Below are 20,724 nucleotides of genomic sequence, written 5' to 3'. Positions count from 1 at the left end.
TATGCAAAGGTATTTTATAGAGATTCCACAAATAAATGAACGTTTAGTTTTACCTACAAATGTATATCACCACGCAATTACTGTTATGCGGCTGAAGCCAGGCGCTCGTTTCGAGGCTGTCGCAGCAGATCAAAAGGTGACAGTTATGCAGTTGGTGGAGGTTACCGATGAAACAGCTGTTGCGAAAGTCTGCCATAAATTTACGCAAACAGTTGAATTACCACTGGAAGTGACGATTGTATGCGGCTTGTCTAAAAAAGATAAGGCGGATTGGATTGTTCAAAAAGGGACTGAACTTGGAGCACAACATTTCATTTTCTTTGCAGGAGATTACTCAGTTGCAAGATGGGATCAGAAAAAACGTACGAAAAAACTTGCTCGCTTAAGGAAGATAATTACTGGAGCGTCAGAACAGGCGCATCGGTTATCGATCCCAACGGTTGAATATATTGAGGATCTTCATTCCTTAACGCTGGAACACTATTCAGAAAGAGTAGTTGCCTATGAAGAGGCGGCTAAGCAAGGAGAAAAAAGTATTCTAGCACAGCTGATTAGTAGATTAAAAACAGTCGATAAGCTCTCTCAAACTCATCTTGTAGCTGTTTTTGGTCCAGAGGGCGGTATCTCACCGGCTGAGATACAGTATTTACAGCAAAATAATTTTTTACTGGCAGGGCTAGGTCCACGGATTATGCGGGCGGAAACAGCACCGTTATATATGCTTGTTGCATTATCTTATGCATTTGAACTTGCATAAGACATATATTGGTAGTCTCTGCATGAACAGGCGGATTGTCGTTGTATAAACCGTAATTTTAGGTTAAAATGAACATAATTATTAACAAAGTGGGGACATTAATGGCGATTAAAAGAATCTTTTCTATTACAACGATATGGTACCTGACAGTTGCTTTTGCTATTTCATTAGTAGTTCCAATTATTTTTACAGAACTAAATTTTAGTGATATCCAAAAAATTGGTTTTGCACTTTTTGGAGTTAACGTTATTTATGCTATTTTGTCAGGCTTAACAGTCGGTTTTAAGAAAGAACCAGCTGTTTATCTATTATTTTTTCCGATTATTTATCTGTTGGGTGTTAAGTTGTTTTTTGAAAGTTATGCGTACTATTTTGCTTTAGTCTATTTAGCAATTACGTACCTCGCATATGGAATTACACGAGAATAACCGAGCACTGTCACAGCACGTTTAAATTTTAAATACGTGCTTTTATTTTACACATTATTATCTTAAGGAGTTGATGGGATGGAGAAAGAGACCAATTGGAGTGCAGACGATGTCATTAAAATGATTGAAGACTATATGAACGAGGAACACGTTGCCTTGGTCCGTAAAGCCTATGCGTTTGCTATGTACGTTCATAAAGAGCAGTATCGTCAGTCAGGAGAGCCATACATTATTCATCCGATTCAAGTTGCCGGTATTTTAGCAGAATTGAAAATGGATCCTGCAACAGTTTGTGCTGGCTTTTTGCATGATGTTGTTGAAGATACACCCGTTACTTTAGGGGATGTTGAAGAGTTATTTGGACACAATGTTGAAGTAATTGTGGATGGAGTTACTAAGTTAAGTAAGATTCGCTATAAATCACACCAGCAGCAGTTAGCAGAAAATCACCGGAAGTTATTACTAGCAATGTCAAAAGACTTGCGAGTCATTATTGTCAAGTTAGCTGACCGGTTGCATAACATGCGTACTTTAAGCCATTTACGACCAGATAAACAGCGGCGGATCGCAAATGAAACACTTGAAATTTATGCACCATTAGCCGATCGTTTAGGGATCAGTACAATTAAATGGGAGTTAGAAGATATTTCGCTGCGTTATTTAAATCCGCAACAATATTATCGGATTGTACATTTAATGAATTCTAAACGAACTGAGCGAGTACGTTATATTGAAGAAGCAATTGTTGAAATTAAAGAAGCGATTGCCGATCTGAATTTAACCTGTGAAATTTATGGTCGTCCTAAGCATATTTATTCTATTTATCGTAAAATGAAGGACCAGCATAAACAGTTCAGCCAAATTTATGATTTATTAGCTGTCCGGGTCATCGTACGTTCAATCAAGGATTGTTATGCTGTTTTGGGGGCAATTCATACTAAATGGAAACCGATGCCGGGACGATTCAAAGATTATATTGCCATGCCTAAGGCTAATATGTATCAGTCATTGCATACAACTGTTATCGGACCAAATGGTAAACCGTTTGAAGTCCAGATCAGAACAGATGAGATGCATCGGGTTGCTGAATATGGGATTGCAGCACATTGGGCTTACAAAGAAGGTAAAAAAGAGGGAGTCTACCAGGATAATACTGGTAATAAGCTAAACTGGTTCAAGGAGATAATTGAATTACAGGATGAAACTAGTGATGCAGCTGAGTTTGTTGAGAGTGTTAAAGGTGATTTATTTGGTGACCGGGTCTATGTCTTCACGCCTAAGGGTGATGTTTTAGAGTTACCTAAAGGAGCTGGGCCGCTTGATATGGCTTACTCGATTCATACTGAGATTGGAAACAAGACAGTAGGTGCGAAAGTTAATGGCAAAATTGTTCCACTGGATTATCAGGTTAAAAATGGTGATATTGTCGATATCTTAACCTCTACCAATTCAGCAGGACCTAGTCGCGATTGGCTAAAGCTCGTGCATACAAGTAAAGCACGTAATAAGATTAAGCGCTTCTTTAAACAACAGGACCGGGTAGAAAATATTGATAAAGGTAAAGAGATTATTGACGAAAACTTACTTGAAATGGGCTTCGAACCCAAGAAAGTTTTAACACAGAATAATATAAAAAAAGTCTTGCATAAGCGCAAGTTTTCTTCCATTGAAGATCTGTATGCAGCCTTAGGTTTTGGCGAGTTAGCTCCACTAGGAGTTATTAATATTTTAACGGAAAAGATTCGAGCAGAAAAAGAAGCTGATCGTAAGCTGCAGGAAGAAAAAGCCCTTTTGGAAGATCACCAAGAGATTGCACATAAGAATAAAAATATTATAGCTGGTGAGGGGCACAAAAGTGAAGAAGGCGTGACGATCGCAGGGGTCGATAACCTATTAGTCAGACTTAGCCATTGTTGCAATCCTATTCCAGGAGATAAGATTGTCGGTTATATAACTAAGGGGCGTGGGGTTTCGATTCATCGGATTGATTGCCCTAACGTCAAGAATGCTCAAAATTCTGGGACACGTTTGATTGAGGTTTCATGGAATATACTGCCCGATGATAAAACGCATTATAATACAGATTTACAAGTTCAAGGGTATAACCGTTCTGGTTTATTGAACGATGTTTTACAAGCAGTCAATAATAGTACACGCAATTTAAACTCAGTAAATGGACGTGTTGACAGTAGTAAGATGGCTACGATAGATGTCACCGTTGGTATTCGTGATTTGATTCATCTCCAACGTGTAATCGATAATATCAAGCGTGTACCTGATGTTTATGTGGTTAAAAGAATAATTCATTAATTAGGGGAAATAACTATGCGAGTTATATTACAGCGCGTTATACGGGCTTCAGTCTCTATTGATCAAAAAGAAGTGGGCAAAATAAGTAATGGTTTAGTTTTGTTAGTCGGCTTCAAGGAAGAAGATAATCAAAAAGAAATTGAGTACTTAGTTCACAAAATTGCTAACGCAAGAATTTTTGCTGATAAAGCTGATAAGATGAATCTGAATATTAAACAAACAAATGGCGCAATTTTATCGATTTCACAATTTACGCTGTATGCTGCTACACGTAAGGGAAACCGGCCTAGTTTTACGGCTGCTCAAGATCCAGCAAAGGCTAGTGAGAACTATACCCTTTTTAATAAAGCTTTAAGGGCGGAAGGATTAATGGTTGCTGAAGGTGTGTTTGGAGCTGATATGCAAGTGGAGCTAGTAAATGACGGCCCAGTAACTATTATTTACGATACCGAAAATAATTATTAGTTTAGCGAGGAAGTGATCTGATGCAACTGATATCATTAGAGCGTGCTGCTCAAAAGTTATGTGAACAACGAAATAACGTCTTTGTACCTACAACTATCGGTGTGAAGGTGATTCGAGAACGGCTTGAATTAGAACAAAGTGCTCCCGTTTATCAGCACGTAGTTACTGAGAAAACAGAAAACTTTATCTCGGATAAGTTCGCACAAGAAATTCCGTTTAAGATTATTTATCCTGTGGGACTGCAAGCAAATGAAAAAGTACCGGTAGTTTTCTTCGTCCATGGTGGTCAATTTATGACGGGAAATATTCAAACTCACCGTAAGCTGATCAACGAGCTAGTAAACCGTGCGGGTGTGGGGGTAATCTTTCCCGAATATTCGTTAGCACCTGAAGAAAAGGCACCAACACAGCTAAAACAGTTAAAAGAATTGTTCCAACATTTACCCATGATCGTTGAAAAGTATCCCTTTGATTTAACACGGTTAATTGTGGCGGGAGATGATGTTGGTGGGGGGATGGCCGTTTCACTTGCACTTTTAATGAATGAGGAACAAGAGCTACCGATTTACAAAATGCTACTCTTTTGCCCAGTTGTTAATGCTAATTTTGATACATTCTCTTATCATCAGTATGCAGGCGGTTATGACCTTACTCGCGAACAAATGAAGTGGTCATGGCAACAGTATCTTGGCTTACAAGCGGATAGTTTAAATTATCTTTTTTCACCACTGCAAGCCTCGTTAGAACAGTTGGCGAAACTACCGGAGATTCTGATTATGACAGCTGAAGCTGATGTTGTTCGTGATGAAGGCGAAGCAATTGCTCGTAAGATAAGGGATGCAGGCGGAGATGTTGTACAGATCAGATTTCAAGGAATCACGCATGATTTTATGGTCAAAAATATGTTAGATCGAACCAATGCTTGTCGGTTGGCAATGAATATTGCAGTTGACTGGATCAAAAGGAATGGCAAGAGACGAAAGTAGGTTATTAAATGACAGATTATTTTTGGGATTTCGATGGGACTCTCTATAATACTTATCCAGGAATGGTGAGGGCTTTTGTTGATGCTTGTATAGCTTATGGGGTTAAAACTGATCATTTAGCGGTGTATCGGATTATGCGGCAAAAATCATTACACCAGGCCTTTGATCTTTTTCTAACCGGGGTCGATCTTGAGAAGAAACAGGCTATTATAAAAAAGTATACGAGTATCGAAGAACTTGAACAAGTTAATGCGGTCCCATTTGATGGAGCCGCCGCGATTTGCCAGCAGGTCGCTACGCAAGGCGACCGTAATTTCTTGGTGACACACCGTGATAAAAGTGCCTGTAGGTTGCTTGAACGCGATCAACTTAAACCAGTTTTTACAGCTTATGTAACATCCGCAAATCATTTTCCACGGAAACCAGATCCAACTTCTTTGAATTATTTATGCAAGCAATATCAAGTAGATAAGACTGATGCATTTATGGTTGGTGATCGAGAACTGGACATTGTGGCTGCTCAGCGTGCAGGAATAAAAGGAATTTTATTTGATCCAGATACCTTAATCACGTCAGCTGTTCGTCCTGAAAGACGAATCAAACATTTTAGTGAATTATTGGAGAAACCACTATAAACCAGATAGCTAGCGCTAGCTGATATAGGCTAAATAATTTAAAAAGGAGCTGTGCCAAAAGTTAAATTTTGGCACAGCTCCCTCTTTTATTACGTATAAACGTGTTCCATAAGTCAAAATTCTCCGTCTAACTTCGAATTACTCATAGCAAAGTACTCGCTATGTTCGTAATTTCGAGTTATTACTCAAATTTTCCCGGCTTATGTCACACTCTCTTTTTAAATGGAAACCGGTTAAGACCGTGTAAAGTATTTTTTAAGACCTGTAAAGACATCGGCCGCGACTTTGTTTTGGTAGGTTTGTGAACTAATCTGTTCATAATCACGTTCTGAATTAATGTAGCCCATTTCTAATAATAATGCCGGAAAATGGTTATTACGCAGAACATAGAAATCACCGAAATCGATTCCGCGATTAGTCAGTGGAAGATCATCCAACTGTGTGTTGACCTTTTGTGCGAGCTGACTTGAAAGTTTGCGGTGATAGTAATAAGTTGTAAAACCGGAAGCACCGTTTTCTTCGGGGGAAGAATCAAAATGGAAGCTGATAAAGGCGTCCGCATGAACGGCATTAGATAAATCAGAACGTGATTTAAGTGTTGTGTAGACATCTTTATGCCGGGTCAAATAGACTTTTGCTCCTTGTGCACGTAACTTATGCGCAACTTTTTTAGCCACAAGTAAAGTATATTTCTTTTCCATTCCGCCTGTGCTTGAGAGAGCTCCTGAATCTTTGCCGCCATGTCCTGGGTCAAGTACAATAGTTGCATTAGATAGAGAAGATATTTGGTGGGGCTTTTTAGGGTTGATCATCCAGTCGGCGACCCAGCCAAAATGGTTAGCTGCTGTTTTGACATACGACCAGTGATACTTTGTCCGAATAACAGTAACCCGTGAATTCTTTTTGAGTGGTGTGATTGTTTTATATTCAATACCGGGTCCTTTTTTTAAAGTTGCATCTGAGGTTTCGATGACTAGCTGTTTAAAGTAACTGGTTGTACGGTAAAGTAAAATTCCACTTAAAAGTAAAATTAAAAAAATTAAAATTAAATGACTATATTTTTTTCTGTGTGTGTTCATAAATTAAGACCCCGTTTGTTATTGCCGTCTTTTATTATAGCAAAAAGAATGTAATAACAAACGATAAAGTAACAATCTCTTGATATTCTTTTTCTAAATGCCGACACCTCTTGACTTTAAGAGGCAATTCTAGTACATTGATAACAGTATAATTTGAGCCGTACGGAAGAAGAGTAGCTGGTAAAACCTGTCAAGAGAGTGGAATTTAGCTGTAATTTCCATCTGGTTAAACGAGTGAAAGACACTTTCGAGGTGCATACATGATGTATGCCGTTTGTAGCGTTATCCCTTGAAGTATAAATAAAGGTGGTACCGTGCATATTTGCGCCCTTGTCGAGCATTAGCGACAAGGGCTTTTTATTTTAGTATATTTTCTTAAAGAAGAGGGGAAAGTAAGATGAAGTACCAACGACCAAAGGGGACAACAGATATTATCCCAGGTGAGTCCGCTAAATGGCAGTATATTGAGCAAACAGCGCGGCAATTGTTTCAGAAATATCGTTACAATGAAATCAGAACACCGATTTTCGAAAACTTCGAAGTTTTTTCACGAACTTCAGGTGAAACATCTGATATTGTAACTAAGGAAATGTATGATTTTTTTGATAAAGGTGAACGGCATATCACGCTGCGTCCAGAAGGAACGGCTGGGGTTGTGCGTGCATATGTCGAAAACAAGTTGTACGGTCCAGAAGTTCAAAGACCGTTTAAGGCTTTTTATATGGGACCGATGTTCCGCTATGAGCGTCCGCAATCAGGTCGGCAACGCCAATTTCATCAGATTGGGGTTGAAGCCTTTGGAGTGGATAACCCAACGCTAGATGTTGAAGTAATGGCGATGGCGGTTAACTTACTGCGGCAGTGCGGTCTGAAAGACTTAAAACTAGTTATTAATACATTGGGTGACGCGCAGTCACGAACAGACTACCATGAAGCATTGGTTAAGTACCTTAAACCACATGAAAGCGAACTAAGTGATGATTCAAAGGAACGTCTTGTTAAAAATCCTTTACGGATTCTTGATAGCAAAGATAAGCAAGACCAAGCGATTGTAGCCCAAGCACCATCAATTTTGGATTATTTAACTCCGGAAGCAGCAATTCATTTTGAAACAGTGAAAAAATTACTTACGGCTTTGCAAATACCATTTGAAATTGAAACAAATATGGTACGTGGACTCGATTACTATAATCATACGATCTTTGAAATTATGAGTAACTCTAAAGCTTTTGGGGGCCAATGGACCACCGTCTGTGCTGGTGGACGTTATAATGGCTTAGTTGAGCAACTTGGTGGGCCTGAGATTCCAGGAATTGGTTTTGGCGTGGGTGTTGAACGCTTACTGCTAGTTTTAGAGGCTGAAAAAGTTGAGCTGCCGATAGCTGATGATCTTGATCTTTATATTGTGGGTATTGGCGAGGTAACCAATACTGAGACATTGAAATTGGTACAGGCATTACGTCAGGCTGGGTACAGTGCTGAACGTGATTATCTCGGGCGTAAACCTAAAGGACAGTTTAAATCAGCCAATCGGATGAACGCGCACTTAACGCTGACAATCGGTGAAGCAGAATTACAAGTGGGAGAAGCACACTTGAAGAACATGCACACAGGTAATGAAGTAACTGTTCCGCTAGCTGATATCTATGCTGGTTTTGATAAAATATATCGAAATGCAATTAAAAGTGAGAAGGAGTAAACAAAATGAACCGGACAATATATTGTGGTCTTGTAGATGAGTCTTATTTTGGGAAAGAAGTATGTTTAAAGGGCTGGGTTCAAAAACGCCGTGATTTAGGGAATCTGATCTTCATCGATTTACGTGATCGTGAAGGAATCGTTCAGTTGGTCTTTAGCCAGGAATTCGGAGCAGAAGCTTTAAGAGTGGCTGATGGTTTACGAAATGAATATGTCATTGAAGTTAAGGGTAAAGCTGTTCCACGGGCTGACGATGCAATTAACCCTAAGATGAAAACAGGTAAGGTTGAAGTTGAGATCCATGACGTTAAGTTGTTGAATAAAGCTAAGACACCACCTTTTTATATTGAAGATCAGATCAATGTTTCAGATGACCTACGTTTGAAGTACCGTTATTTAGATTTGCGTCGTCCAGAAATGCAGAAATCAATTATTATGCGTAGCAAAATCACGCAAGCAATTCATCGTTATCTAGATGAAAACAAATTTATTGATATTGAAACACCTTATTTAACTAAATCCACTCCAGAAGGTGCCAGAGATTATCTAGTACCATCCCGTGTCTACCCAGGTCATTTTTATGCCTTGCCACAATCACCACAGCTGTTTAAGCAACTATTGATGGGTGCGGGTTTTGACCGTTATTATCAAGTAGCGCGCTGTTTCCGTGATGAAGATTTACGTGGTGACCGTCAACCTGAGTTTACTCAGATTGATATGGAGACGTCATTTATGACAGCTGAAGAAATCCAAGATTTAACTGAAGGATTATTGCAGCGTGTAATGAAGGATACGCTCGGAATTGAAATGACTTTGCCGCTCCAACGGATGACTTGGAATGAAGCTATGGATCGTTTTGGTTCTGATAAACCGGATATCCGTTTTGGAATGGAATTGACAGATATGGCTGATGCTGTGAAAAATGTTGATTTTAAAGTCTTCAAAACGATCCTTGAAAAAGGTGGGCAGGTTAAATCCATTACTGTCTCTCATGGTGCAGATAAATATTCACGTAAAGATATTGAAGGCAAGCAAGAATATATCAAGCGTTTTGGTGCAAGGGGCTTAGCGTGGTTAAAAGTAACTGAGACTGGTTTTTCTGGACCAATCGCGAAGTTCTTTAAAAATGATGTCGCTCAGATTAAAGAAGCTGCCGGTGCAAAAATTGGTGATCTAATTTTATTTGTTGCTGATAAGCGTAAAGTAGTAGCTGATTCCTTAGGCTATTTGCGGACTAGTATCGCCAAAGAACTTGATATGATTGATCAAACAAAATTTGCTTTCTTATGGGTCGTTGACTGGCCATTATTCGAATACAGCGAAGATTTCCACCGCTATATAGCGGCGCATCATCCATTTACAATGCCGAATGAGGAGGATGTTGCTTTATTAACAACTGATCCACATAAAGCACATGCACAGAGTTATGATATCGTTTTGAATGGTTATGAACTCGGTGGCGGGTCAATTCGTATTCATGAACGTGATATCCAAGAAAAAATGTTTAAAGCACTTGGATTCACGAAGGAAAAAGCGGAAGAACAATTCGGTTTCTTCATGGATGCTCTGGATTATGGTTTCCCACCCCATGGTGGTTTGGCGATTGGCTTAGATCGTTTTGCAATGTTACTTGCAAAAAAAGATAACATCCGCGAAGTAATTGCTTTCCCTAAGAACTCGAAAGCGTCTGAGCCGTTGACAGATGCACCAAGTACGGTTGCCCAAAAACAATTAGATGAATTACATCTTGATACAACTGAAGATTAAATTTGGCTTACTAGTCTATTAGGACACAACTTCAATCTTGGTGATTGTATTTCTTAAAGCTATTTTTAGGGATATGTTATTTGCTGTAGCTACTTTTGGCAATAATATATCCCTTTAATATGTGCAGATAAAGTTGTGCTTTTACTTTAAGATTGCTAATCTTGCTGAATGGATGGAATTAGGTTATCTTAGAAGGTAATCACAAGAGTAAAAATTCTGGAGGGATCGATTTGAGTAAAAAAGAAACAGCAATATTTGCTGGTGGATGTTTCTGGTGCATGGTTAAGCCGTTTGATGAGCAACCTGGAATTATTGCAGTTACAGCGGGTTATACAGGTGGGCATGTCCCCAATCCAACCTATGAAGAAGTTTGTTCACATCAAACAGGACATACTGAAGCGGTGGAAATAACATTTGACCCTGAAGTGATCTCATACGAAGACTTGTTGCAAGTTTACTGGCAGCAAACCGATCCAACTGATGCAATGGGACAATTTCAAGACCGGGGAGATAGTTATCGGCCCGTTATTTTTACGAATAGTGCTATCCAGCGTGAAAGTGCACTTGCTTCTAAAAAGGCTTTGGCAGCAAGTGGTCGTTTTACGGCTCCTATTGTGACTCAGATTGAAGATGCTAAGCCTTTTTACCCAGCCGAGGAATATCACCAGGATTTTTATAAAAAAGATCCTACTCGCTTTGAGTTGGAAGAGATGCAGCGGCAAGCCTTTAAAGAAAAAAATTGGTCAAAGTAGTAGTGGCTAAGAAATTAAGGAGCTAAGAGAGATTTATGGATGAACTTCAACAGATTTGGAAAAGGCATCAGTATGTTGCCCGTGCTTCGGCAGCATTTATTTATGGTATTTTAGTTTCTGTCGCTATGAACTTTTTCTGGGTACCGGGAAAAATTTATTCTTCTGGAATAACTGGCTTAGCCCAACTAAGTACAACCTTGATGAAACGGTACCTACCTTTTCAACTTTCAACAGCGGCTCTACTTTTCATACTAAATGTGCCTTTGTTTTTTCTAGCTTGGAAACAAATCGGTCATCGCTTTACGTTTTTTACATTTTTAGCGGTCGTTTTTTCAAGTATTATGATCAAGTCGATTTCAACAGTTACGTTAACAAAAGATCCGATTATCTGTGCAATTTTTGGAGCGGCAATAAATGGTTTTGGAACAGGTTTGGCTCTTAAAAATGGTATTTCAACTGGTGGGTTGGATATTATTGGTTTAACCTTACGGAAACTGACGGGAAAAAGTATTGGAACAATTAATATTATTTTTAATGCTTTTATTATTTTTGCTGCTGGTGCGGTTTATGGTTGGCCGTATGCTTTTTACTCAGCTTTGGGAATTTTTGTTAATGCACGCGTTATGGACATCGTCTATACGCGACAGCAGAAAATGCAAGTCATGATAGTGACTAATAAGCCGAAAAGTGTGGTTGACTGTATTCAGACACATATGCGCCGTGGGATTACTATTGTCCACGGTGCTGAAGGGGCCTACCGGCATGATCAAAAAACAATTCTTTTCACAGTTATTTCTCGGTATGAACAGCTGGAATTAAAAAATGCAATGGAGGAGTCTGATCCTTATGCTTTCGTTAGTATCTCAGATAACGTGAAGATTATGGGACACTTCTATGAGCCAGAACCTTAAGCATTAAAAATAAAATTTATGAGTAAATCAGAAAGTATGTTGCATAATGAAGAAAGTACTTTATATCTGGTTGGTTCGTTTCTTTGCGGCTTGGTGGGGTAAAAAAGAGCCGACATTAGTTGTTTATTTAATGAGTTTTGGAAATAACAACGAATTTATTGTAAAGCTTGGACAAAAATGTTCGCGTGAAGGGAAACAGTTGGTAGTGTTATTTTATCCAAGCTGTTCGGGTGCGGCTAATGACTTAGCTGCTGCAGGGATAAAAACGGTTAGTTTCACGGAAGGACTTCATTTTTTGTTTTCAGGTTTGCGGTTTGTTGTGGCTGCTAAACTGCTGTTTTGCGATAATTATTACGCTTTTTTAGCTGGTTGCCAGTTTAAACGTCAAAAAACAAGAGTTGTTCAAGTGTGGCATGCAAACGGGGCAGTTAAGTCATTTGGATGGCAGGAACCTAAAACGCAACTAAGAAGTGCAGCTGCACAGAAAAGGTTTCAGGCAGTTTATGATCAGTTTGATGATTACGTTATAGCGTCACCAAAAATGGGAGAGATTTTTAGCGAAAGCTATGATGTCGATAAGAAAAAAATGCTGACTCTAGGCTACCCCCGCTCAGACAAATTTTTGCGTGCAGAATGGATAACCCAAAAGAGAAGACGCTTTTATCAAGTTAATCCTGCCTTGAAAGGCAAAGAAGTTATTTTATATGCACCTACTTATCGTGAAAGTACTACGGGAGTCACATTAGAATTGCCGGAAGATTTCTTTCAACTGGTGGGACGGTTAGCATCGAATCAAGTTCTGATAATTAAACTTCATCCGCATCTGAAAAACATCAGTCAGCTTATTCGTACGCGTTTAGCCAAGAGTAAGCAGGTCTTATGGATGGATGATTTTACAACGGAAGACCTTTTACCTGTCACAGATCGCCTAATAACAGACTATTCATCGGTTGCTTTTGATTATACACTCTTGGATAATGCACAAGAAATTTTATTTTACTGTTATGATCTGCATGAGTACCAGAACCAAGTTGGACTCCAACATGATTTTGAGCAGTGGTTGCCGGGCCCATTAGTATTAACAACGGCGGAACTGGCTCAGACTTTAAAAAAGCCTTTGCTTCGGCAAGATTTTCGGCAATTTAATCAATTATGGAACACTAGAAACGATGGTCAAGCTACAGCACGTATCATTAAACATTACTTTGGCTAAACTTTTGACAGCAGTTAGCTTAAGTAGTGAAGAGGAGGAAGAAATTAAAATGTTACTTGGATCACATGTTGGGATGAAAGGACAGAAAATGCTTTTAGGTTCAGCTGAAGAAGCAGCTGATTATGGTGCAACGACTTTCATGATCTATACGGGCGCACCGCAAAATACACGCCGTAAAAAAATTGCAGCAATGAATATTGAAGCTGGACATGATTTTATGCAGCAGCATAACCTCAGTAATATTGTTGTCCACGCACCTTATATTATTAATCTAGGCAACACTAAGAAGCCTGAAAATTTCAAGTTTGCGGTTGCCTTTTTGAGAGATGAGGTTAAACGTGCTGAAGCACTCGGTGCCAAGCAAATGACATTCCATCCTGGTGCACATGTTGGCGCAGGTGCTGACGCGGCTATTGCAAACATTATTAAAGGCCTGAACGAAGTGATTGAGCCGGAGCAATCATTGCAGATTGCGCTTGAAACAATGGCTGGCAAGGGGACTGAGGTAGGACGGACATTTGAAGAGCTTGCACAAATTATTTCTGGAGTAACTTATAACGAGAAGTTATCAGTAACGCTGGACACGTGTCATACAAATGATGCCGGTTATAATGTTAAGGATGATTTTGACGGAGTTCTTAATGAGTTTGATCATCGTATAGGTCTGGAAAGACTTAAAGTCGTGCATGTTAATGACTCGAAGAATGAGATAGGGAGTCATAAGGATCGGCATGCAAATATTGGTTTTGGAACAATCGGTTTTAAAGCACTGAATTACATTGTTCATCATAGTAGCTTGGAGCAAATTCCAAAGATTATGGAGACGCCATATGTTGGTCCAGATAAAAAACACGCTTTCCCACCATATGCATATGAGATAAAAATGTTTAAGGAGCAAAAATTTGATCCAGAAACACTAACTAACATCGTTAACTGTGAAGGACAGTTACCACGTTTTAAGTAATGATAATTGTTAGAAATGAAGATAAAAAGACCGCTAAATAGCAGTAGCTCTTCAGTTGCTATTTAGCGGTCTTTTTGAAACAATCAGCTATTCTGCTAAGCTTTCAGTAATTAAAGTTGCTGTTTCTTCAATGGATTTATTGGAGACATTAATAACAAGGCAGCCAAGTTTTCGGTATAACTCGTGAGCATACTTTAACTCCGCTTCAATATTATCAACATTAGAATAATTAGTATCAGGATTTAGTCCGTATGTCAACATCCGTTCTCGCCGAATACTATTTAGAATTTTAGGATCATTAGTTAGCCCAATAATTTTTTGGGGATTAACTTGCCAGATCTCATCTGGGATTTTAGCCTTAGGAACAAGTGGTAGGTTAGCTACAAGATAATTTTTATTAGCAAGATATAAGGATAGCGGCGTTTTAGATGTACGTGAAACGCCTAGAAGAATGATATCGGCTTTTAGATACCCGGCTGGGTCCTTGCCATCATCATAAGTAACCGCAAACTCAAGTGCTTTGATACGGTTAAAATAGGTCTCGTTGAGATTATGATTTAACCCAGCTTGCTGCAAGGGATGGGAACCGGTTTTGGCCTGGATAGTTGCGATCAGTGGTGAAATAGCATCTAGAACGGCTAAAGAATTAGTCTGACAAAATGAAGTAACATATTTAGAAAGATCTGGGTCCGCAAAGGTGTGAATAATAAAAGCATCAGCTCGTTTAGCTTGGGCAAGAATTCCAGCTAAAAGTGAAGTTGTTTTAGCAAGTGGAAACCGATGCAGTGAAAAATCAATATCAGGAAATTGGACAGAAGCAGATTGAGCGAGATTATAACCTGTTTCTCCAAGTGAATCAGAAATTATAAAAATGGACATTTTCTTAGTGTTAGGCATATTGTTCCTCCAACTGATCAAATTAAAAACGCTTTATTAACTTATGTCTATAGTATAATGAATTGATTGATAAAACAATCATCACAAAAACTTTTAGCTTTTAGTGAATACTAGTAAAGTTATATTGACGCATGGCATCTGTTTAGTTATAATAGTATAGAACTGTTAGAAGTTTGTGTGTTTACGCAGAATATAACGGTTACATTTTAAGCTCGGAGGGAGGGAAACAAAATGTCAAAGACAGTCGTTCGTAAAAACGAATCTCTTGATGACGCTCTTCGTCGCTTCAAACGTACCGTTTCAAAAACAGGTACTTTACAAGAATACCGTAAACGTGAATTTTACGAGAAGCCTAGTGTGAAACGCAAGAAAAAATCTGAAGCAGCAAGAAAGCGTAAGAATAAACGTCGTTTCTAATTCCTAAGGGGGGATAGAACTGATGAGCTTACTTGATTCATTGAATAATGATTTGAAAACTGCCATGAAGGCTCACGATAAGGTGACTTTAAGTACTGTGCGTATGTTAAAGTCTGCTGCGATGAATGAGCAGATCAAAGTGGGTCACACGTTAACTTCTGATGAAGAGTTAGCTGTTTTGTCGCGTGAGCTTAAACAACGTAAGGATGCTGCCGTAGAGTTTTCAGATGCGGGGCGGACTGATTTAGTCGCTGGCCTTGAGCAAGAGATTAAAGTTGTTCAGCGTTATTTGCCAAAACAGCTCGGAGAAGACGAAGTAAAGACTATTGTTCGCGAAACTATCCAACGAGTTGGAGCAACATCAAAAGCCGATTTTGGTAAGGTGATGGGTGCAGTTATGCCTCAAGTAAAGGGACAGGCTGACGGAAAAGTAGTAAATACAGTGGTAAAATCATTACTAAGTTAATTTTGATTCAATAAGTTTTTATTGTGTCATAATAAGAAGACAGATTGCCAATTATGGGTAGTCTGTCTTTTTGCCTGTATTTGAGGAAAGAATCTACACCTTACCTTTTGTTGTTAGCCCTTTTATGCTATGATTTAAGCATATTAATGCTTAACTGAAGGAGCAAAATGGATTGACGGAAAAACAGTTGGTTGAAAAAGAGTTTAAATTAGCTGATTCGCAACAGGGCCAAGCTCTATTGGGAACCCATGATAAGTACGTTGAGATTCTCGAAGAAAATGAACATGTTGTGATTCATCCTTTTGGAGACATGATAAGAGTTACCGGAGAAAGAGAACCGGTTAACCGTGTTATGAATATTTTACAACAATTATCTGATTTGATTGGTCAGAATATTACTATTGGAAGCGCAGATGTTATTTCTGCCATAAAAATGGCAGATAAGGGGACATTAGATTACTTTAAGGACTTATATACAGATGTACTGCTTAAAGATCAAAAAGGCAGACCAATACGTGTCAAAAATTTTGGGCAGCGGCAATATGTACAAGCTATCAAGAAAAACGATTTAGTCTTTGGAATCGGGCCTGCAGGAACAGGAAAGACTTTTTTAGCAGTTGTAATGGCAGTCGCCGCTCTGAAAAAGAACATTGTGGAACGAATTATTCTGACACGACCGGCTGTTGAAGCTGGAGAATCATTAGGCTTTTTGCCAGGAGATCTTAAAGAAAAAGTTGACCCGTATCTTCGTCCGGTATATGACGCTTTGTATACGGTTCTTGGCAAAGAACATACGGAACGCTTATTAGACCGCGGAGTAATTGAGATAGCACCGCTAGCTTATATGCGTGGTCGAACGTTGGATAGTGCTTTTGTTATTTTAGATGAGGCACAAAATACAACAAGGGCACAGATGAAGATGTTTTTAACACGATTGGGTTTTGGCTCTAAAATGGTAGTTAATGGTGATAAAACACAGATTGATTTACCACGCGGCCATCGTCAAAGTGGTTTGATTGATGCAGAGCATATTTTACAGCAGCTACCGCACGTGGAATTTGTTAATTTCGATGCATCCGATGTTGTACGACACCCAGTCGTTGCTGAAATTATTCAAGCCTATGCGAGTGAGACTGAAAAAGAGGGGCAAAAATAGTGGACCTGGAAATTTATGATGAAACTAAGCAAGTAAGTCAAGAATGGATTGAATTAATAACAAAGTTATTAGAGTTTGCTGGTAATTACATTAAACTACCTGAGAATACTGAAATGTCGGTAACTTTAATGGACAATGAAAAAATACATGCGATCAATAAGCAATACCGCGGTGTTGATAAGCCGACGGATGTTATCAGTTTTGCGATTGAAGAAGAAACAGATGATGATACACCGATCATTATGCCGGAAGATAGTACTTTTGTTTTACCAAAGAACATTGGAGATATTATGGTATCACTGGACAAGGTTAAAGAACAGGCTGCTTATCTAGGCCATTCAGAAGAAAGAGAACTAGGCTTTTTAGTCGTTCATGGTTTTCTGCATCTTAATGGCTATGATCATATGCGTCAGGAAGATGAGACAGTAATGTTTAATTTACAACGTGAGATTTTGGATGCTTATGGACTTAAAAAATAATAAAAACAGATGGAAACATACTAAGTTTAAACAATCCTTTTATCATGCTTGCCAAGGACTCAAAACAGTTATGGGTGAGGAACGCAACCTGCGTTTTCACCTGCTCGCTGCCGCGCTAGCCCTTGTTTTAGGTTGGTTTTTAAAACTAGCAGCCAGTGAATGGTTATGGTTGTTTTTAAGTATTACGTTAGTGATTATTAATGAGATCTGGAATACAGTTGCCGAAAATATTGTTGATCTGGTAACCGATTACCAGTATCATATTTTGGCAAAGAAAGCGAAGGATATGGCTGCAGGAGCAGTTTTGCTCTCGGCGTTTTTTGCATTGATCGTGGCACTGATCATCTTCGTTCCTAAGATCTATAATTTATTGTTAAGTTGAGAGGGTAAAAAATGGATATAAAAAAGCATTCAGGTTTTGTTGCAATTATTGGGCGGCCAAATGTTGGTAAATCAACTTTTTTAAACCGCGCTGTTGGACAAAAAATTGCAATTATGAGTGATAAAGCACAGACAACACGTAATAAGATCCAAGGGATATACACTACTGAGGCAGTACAAATTGTTTTTATCGATACACCAGGTATTCACAAACCGCATAGTCAACTAGGAGATATTATGGTGAAGTCAGCCTTATCAACCTTAAATGAAGTTGATGCCGTGCTATTTATGGTTAACGCGACCCAAAAAAGAGGACGTGGAGATGATTTTATTATCAAGCGTCTAAAGGAAGTTAAGAAGCCGATCTTTTTGGTAATAAATAAAATTGACCAGATCCATCCAGATCATTTACTGGAGATTGTTGACGATTATCGTCGTGAATTGGATTTTCAAGAAGTTTATCCAATATCTGCGCTCCAAGGAAATAATTGCGAAGAATTAATAGGTGCAGTTAGCTCAATCTTGCCTGAAGGACCGCAATTTTATCCTGAAGACCAGGTAACTGATCATCCAGAAAGATTTATTGCTGGTGAATTGATTCGGGAGAAGGTGCTCGAATTGACGCGAGAGGAAGTTCCACACTCAGTTGCAGTAATTGTTGAAAGGGTCAAAAGGGAAGATGAGGAAAAAGTTCTTGTTCAAGCAACAATTATTGTAGAGCGCTCTTCACAAAAAGGTATTCTAATCGGTAAGGGCGGTAAAATGCTAAAAACGATTGGAACAAAAGCCCGTAAGGATATCGAATTGCTTTTAGGAGATAAGGTTTATCTTGAATTGTGGGTCAAAGTCCAAAGCAATTGGCGTGATAAAAAAACGGATTTAAAAGCTTTAGGATACAGGCAAGATGATTATTAAAGTTATTAGAACGGTCTTTAATAGTTAAAGGCTAGCGAGGAGGCGATCATTTTGGGAACAACAAAAATGGCTGAGTTTTCAGGGGTCGTTGTCTATCGAAAAGACTATCGTGAACGTGATATGTTAGTTAAAATTTTAACGGATCGTTTCGGCTTTAAGATGTTTTTTATCCGGGGTGCTCGTAAAAGAGGTTTTCGTCTAAGTGCGGCGATCTTACCCTTTACAAAAGCGACCTATGTTGGCACGATTAATGATGAAGGCCTATCCTTTATTAGCGCTGTTAAAGAAGCTGGTCAGTATCAGGCGATTTGCCAAGATATAGTTCTAAATGCCTATGCAGCTTATATTTTAGGCTTAGCGGAAGCAGCCTTTAATGATGGCCATCCATTAAATGAATGGTATCAAAAAATCGAGCGGGCAATTTCTTTAATTGATCAAGGGCTTGATGCGGCAATTGTAACGAACATCGTTGAAGTGCAGCTGCTGGGTCGGTTTGGTGTTAAACCTAACTTGAAAGATTGTGTTATTTGCCATCAAGAAGCAACTGTTTATGATTTTTCAGAAAGCTATGGTGGTCTTTTATGTCAGAAACATTGGCATCTCGATCCACGGCGGCTACATTTAGACCGACGAACAATTTATTTTTTGCGTCTTTTTTCGAAAGTTGATCTTATGCGTTTGGGATCAATTAAGATCAAGGATGAGACGAAGGATAGATTACGGCTAACGATGAATCAAATCTATCGTAATGATGTTGGTGTCAACATTAAGGCAAAGAAATTTCTGGATGATATTAAGGAATGGCCGCAAAGCGTTTTAAATGACGATAAGTAATTGACAAACCGCTTATTCTCGCTTATCCTTAACATGATAAGTTAGGCAGTGATGAGAAAGGGTATATTTATAAAGTCACAGCGAGTCCGATAGTTGGTGAGAGCGGACACTTGAAGGAGTATATTGGCATTTTCGGAGCCTAAGTGAATGAAGAAGCTAGTTTATAGAACTAGAAGTAGGGTGGAACCGCGGTTATACTGAAATCGTCCCTATGTAACTATTTGTTTATAGTTGCATAGGTTTTTTTATGCTTTTATAGACGAATAATTTTATTCTAATTTTGAGGAGGAACAAAATGTCAAACAAAATGTCTTTACAGGATATTATCTTGACACTGCAACATTTCTGGTCTAAACAAGGCTGTATGTTAATGCAGGCTTATGATACTGAAAAGGGTGCTGGGACGATGAGCCCTTACACGTTTTTACGTGCAATTGGGCCCGAACCGTGGAATGCAGCTTATGTGGAACCATCACGACGTCCTGCTGATGGACGTTACGGAGAAAATCCTAACCGCCTTTATCAGCATCATCAGTTTCAAGTTATTATGAAGCCGTCACCAGCAAATATTCAGGATTTATACCTAGATAGTTTGCGTGCTTTAGGAATTGATCCGCACGAACATGATATCAGGTTTGTTGAGGATAACTGGGAGAATCCTTCAATGGGTTGTGCCGGTGTTGGTTGGGAAGTTTGGTTAGACGGCATGGAAATCACACAGTTTACATATTTCCAGCAAGTCGGTGGCTTAGAGGTAAAGCCAGTTGCTTCGGAAGTTACTTATGGTTTAGAACGCCTGTCATCATATATTCAAGATGTTAATTCTGTTTTTGATCTAGAGTGGGCAGCTGGTGTTAAGTATGGCGATATCTTTGGAGAACCAGAATTTGAACATTCTAAATATGCATTTGAAGAAAGTAATCAGGAAATGTTGTTCAAGCTGTTTGATACCTATGAGGCTGAAGCTAAGAAACAAATAAAAAATGGTTTAGTCCATCCGGCGTATGATTATGTTTTGAAATGTAGTCATACTTTTAACTTACTTGATGCCCGCGGTGCAGTCTCGGTTACTGAAAGAGCTGGATACTTAGCTAGAATCCGTAATATGGCTAAGTCAATCGCAAAGGTCTTTGTTGCAGAACGAAAGAAATTAGGATTCCCTTTAATAAAGGATGAAAAATTGCGGAATAAATTATTGAAGGAGGACAAATAGG

22 protein-coding genes are annotated in these 20,724 nt (G+C 38.9%); 20 read left to right on the top strand and 2 right to left on the bottom strand.

Annotation, left to right across the window (positions count from 1 at the left end; genetic code table 11):
- The first annotated feature begins 1 nt into the window (after position 1).
- From FC81_RS06580 to FC81_RS06555, 6 genes are all read left to right on the top strand, one after another.
- On the top strand, positions 2–757 hold the full coding sequence (locus FC81_RS06580) for a 16S rRNA (uracil(1498)-N(3))-methyltransferase (protein ID WP_057744586.1): 756 nt from the start codon (positions 2–4) through the stop codon (positions 755–757).
- A gap of 101 nt (positions 758–858) precedes the next feature.
- Entirely contained in the window at positions 859–1,185 is a 327-nt protein-coding gene (locus tag FC81_RS06575; RefSeq protein ID WP_057744583.1) for a hypothetical protein, read from the top strand.
- 78 nt (positions 1,186–1,263) lie between these two features.
- The gene (locus FC81_RS06570) at positions 1,264–3,495 is read left to right on the top strand and encodes a RelA/SpoT family protein (RefSeq protein ID WP_057744581.1); all 2,232 of its coding nucleotides are present in this window, start codon (positions 1,264–1,266) and stop codon (positions 3,493–3,495) included.
- 15 nt (positions 3,496–3,510) lie between these two features.
- Positions 3,511–3,960: a D-aminoacyl-tRNA deacylase gene (gene dtd, locus FC81_RS06565; RefSeq protein ID WP_057744578.1), complete on the top strand. Its 450-nt coding sequence runs from the start codon at positions 3,511–3,513 to the stop codon at positions 3,958–3,960.
- Positions 3,961–3,980: 20 nt separating this feature from the next.
- The gene (locus tag FC81_RS06560; RefSeq protein ID WP_057744575.1) at positions 3,981–4,946 is read left to right on the top strand and encodes an alpha/beta hydrolase; all 966 of its coding nucleotides are present in this window, start codon (positions 3,981–3,983) and stop codon (positions 4,944–4,946) included.
- A gap of 8 nt (positions 4,947–4,954) precedes the next feature.
- A complete protein-coding gene (locus tag FC81_RS06555) occupies positions 4,955–5,581 on the top strand; it encodes an HAD-IA family hydrolase (protein ID WP_057744572.1) in 627 nt (208 codons plus the stop codon).
- A 233-nt stretch (positions 5,582–5,814) separates the two neighbouring features.
- On the opposite strand, the gene FC81_RS06550 is transcribed toward FC81_RS06555, so the two are convergent.
- Positions 5,815–6,660, bottom strand: a complete 846-nt coding sequence (locus FC81_RS06550; protein WP_057744569.1) for an N-acetylmuramoyl-L-alanine amidase family protein — start codon at positions 6,658–6,660, stop codon at positions 5,815–5,817.
- A 397-nt stretch (positions 6,661–7,057) separates the two neighbouring features.
- Between FC81_RS06550 and hisS the strand changes: the two genes are divergently transcribed.
- The 6 genes from hisS (at position 7,058) to FC81_RS06520 (ending at position 13,965) form a co-directional block, all read left to right on the top strand.
- Positions 7,058–8,359: a histidine--tRNA ligase gene (gene hisS / locus FC81_RS06545; RefSeq protein ID WP_057744566.1), complete on the top strand. Its 1,302-nt coding sequence runs from the start codon at positions 7,058–7,060 to the stop codon at positions 8,357–8,359.
- Between the two features lie 5 nt (positions 8,360–8,364).
- Positions 8,365–10,125 (top strand): aspartate--tRNA ligase, encoded by a 1,761-nt coding sequence (gene aspS / locus FC81_RS06540; protein WP_057744563.1) that lies wholly within the window; start codon positions 8,365–8,367, stop codon positions 10,123–10,125.
- A 230-nt stretch (positions 10,126–10,355) separates the two neighbouring features.
- On the top strand, positions 10,356–10,877 hold the full coding sequence (gene msrA, locus FC81_RS06535; RefSeq protein WP_057744559.1) for a peptide-methionine (S)-S-oxide reductase MsrA: 522 nt from the start codon (positions 10,356–10,358) through the stop codon (positions 10,875–10,877).
- Positions 10,878–10,912: 35 nt separating this feature from the next.
- On the top strand, positions 10,913–11,788 hold the full coding sequence (locus FC81_RS06530; RefSeq protein ID WP_057744556.1) for a YitT family protein: 876 nt from the start codon (positions 10,913–10,915) through the stop codon (positions 11,786–11,788).
- A gap of 46 nt (positions 11,789–11,834) precedes the next feature.
- A complete protein-coding gene (locus FC81_RS06525; protein ID WP_235804647.1) occupies positions 11,835–13,001 on the top strand; it encodes a CDP-glycerol glycerophosphotransferase family protein in 1,167 nt (388 codons plus the stop codon).
- Positions 13,002–13,050: 49 nt separating this feature from the next.
- A complete protein-coding gene (locus FC81_RS06520) occupies positions 13,051–13,965 on the top strand; it encodes a deoxyribonuclease IV (RefSeq protein ID WP_057744552.1) in 915 nt (304 codons plus the stop codon).
- 87 nt (positions 13,966–14,052) lie between these two features.
- On the opposite strand, the gene FC81_RS06515 is transcribed toward FC81_RS06520, so the two are convergent.
- Positions 14,053–14,862 (bottom strand): pyruvate, water dikinase regulatory protein, encoded by an 810-nt coding sequence (locus tag FC81_RS06515; protein WP_057744549.1) that lies wholly within the window; start codon positions 14,860–14,862, stop codon positions 14,053–14,055.
- Between the two features lie 231 nt (positions 14,863–15,093).
- Here FC81_RS06515 and rpsU point away from each other — a divergent pair, with 231 nt between their 5' ends.
- From rpsU to glyQ, 8 genes are all read left to right on the top strand, one after another.
- The gene (gene rpsU, locus FC81_RS06510; protein WP_003690207.1) at positions 15,094–15,279 is read left to right on the top strand and encodes a 30S ribosomal protein S21; all 186 of its coding nucleotides are present in this window, start codon (positions 15,094–15,096) and stop codon (positions 15,277–15,279) included.
- 22 nt (positions 15,280–15,301) lie between these two features.
- Positions 15,302–15,745 (top strand): GatB/YqeY domain-containing protein, encoded by a 444-nt coding sequence (locus FC81_RS06505; RefSeq protein WP_057744546.1) that lies wholly within the window; start codon positions 15,302–15,304, stop codon positions 15,743–15,745.
- Positions 15,746–15,917: 172 nt separating this feature from the next.
- Positions 15,918–16,901: a PhoH family protein gene (locus FC81_RS06500; RefSeq protein WP_057744543.1), complete on the top strand. Its 984-nt coding sequence runs from the start codon at positions 15,918–15,920 to the stop codon at positions 16,899–16,901.
- Positions 16,901–17,380 (top strand): rRNA maturation RNase YbeY, encoded by a 480-nt coding sequence (ybeY, locus tag FC81_RS06495; protein ID WP_057744542.1) that lies wholly within the window; start codon positions 16,901–16,903, stop codon positions 17,378–17,380. The genes FC81_RS06500 and ybeY overlap by 1 nt, the downstream gene beginning before the upstream one ends.
- Complete coding sequence (locus FC81_RS06490; protein WP_420806344.1) at positions 17,358–17,762, top strand: diacylglycerol kinase family protein; 405 nt, start codon at positions 17,358–17,360, stop codon at positions 17,760–17,762. Before ybeY ends, FC81_RS06490 begins: the two co-directional genes overlap by 23 nt.
- Before the next feature lie 11 nt (positions 17,763–17,773).
- Positions 17,774–18,676 (top strand): GTPase Era, encoded by a 903-nt coding sequence (gene era, locus FC81_RS06485; RefSeq protein ID WP_057744539.1) that lies wholly within the window; start codon positions 17,774–17,776, stop codon positions 18,674–18,676.
- A gap of 51 nt (positions 18,677–18,727) precedes the next feature.
- A complete protein-coding gene (recO, locus tag FC81_RS06480) occupies positions 18,728–19,510 on the top strand; it encodes a DNA repair protein RecO (protein WP_057744536.1) in 783 nt (260 codons plus the stop codon).
- A 295-nt stretch (positions 19,511–19,805) separates the two neighbouring features.
- On the top strand, positions 19,806–20,723 hold the full coding sequence (gene glyQ / locus FC81_RS06475) for a glycine--tRNA ligase subunit alpha (RefSeq protein ID WP_057744532.1): 918 nt from the start codon (positions 19,806–19,808) through the stop codon (positions 20,721–20,723).
- The last annotated feature ends 1 nt before the right edge of the window (position 20,724 follow it).

The organism is Liquorilactobacillus capillatus DSM 19910 (genome assembly GCF_001434915.1).
GTDB classification, from domain to species: Bacteria; Bacillota; Bacilli; order Lactobacillales; family Lactobacillaceae; genus Liquorilactobacillus; species Liquorilactobacillus capillatus.
Note: the sequence above shows the minus strand (reverse complement) of the source record. Positions and strands in the feature narration are given on the sequence as shown.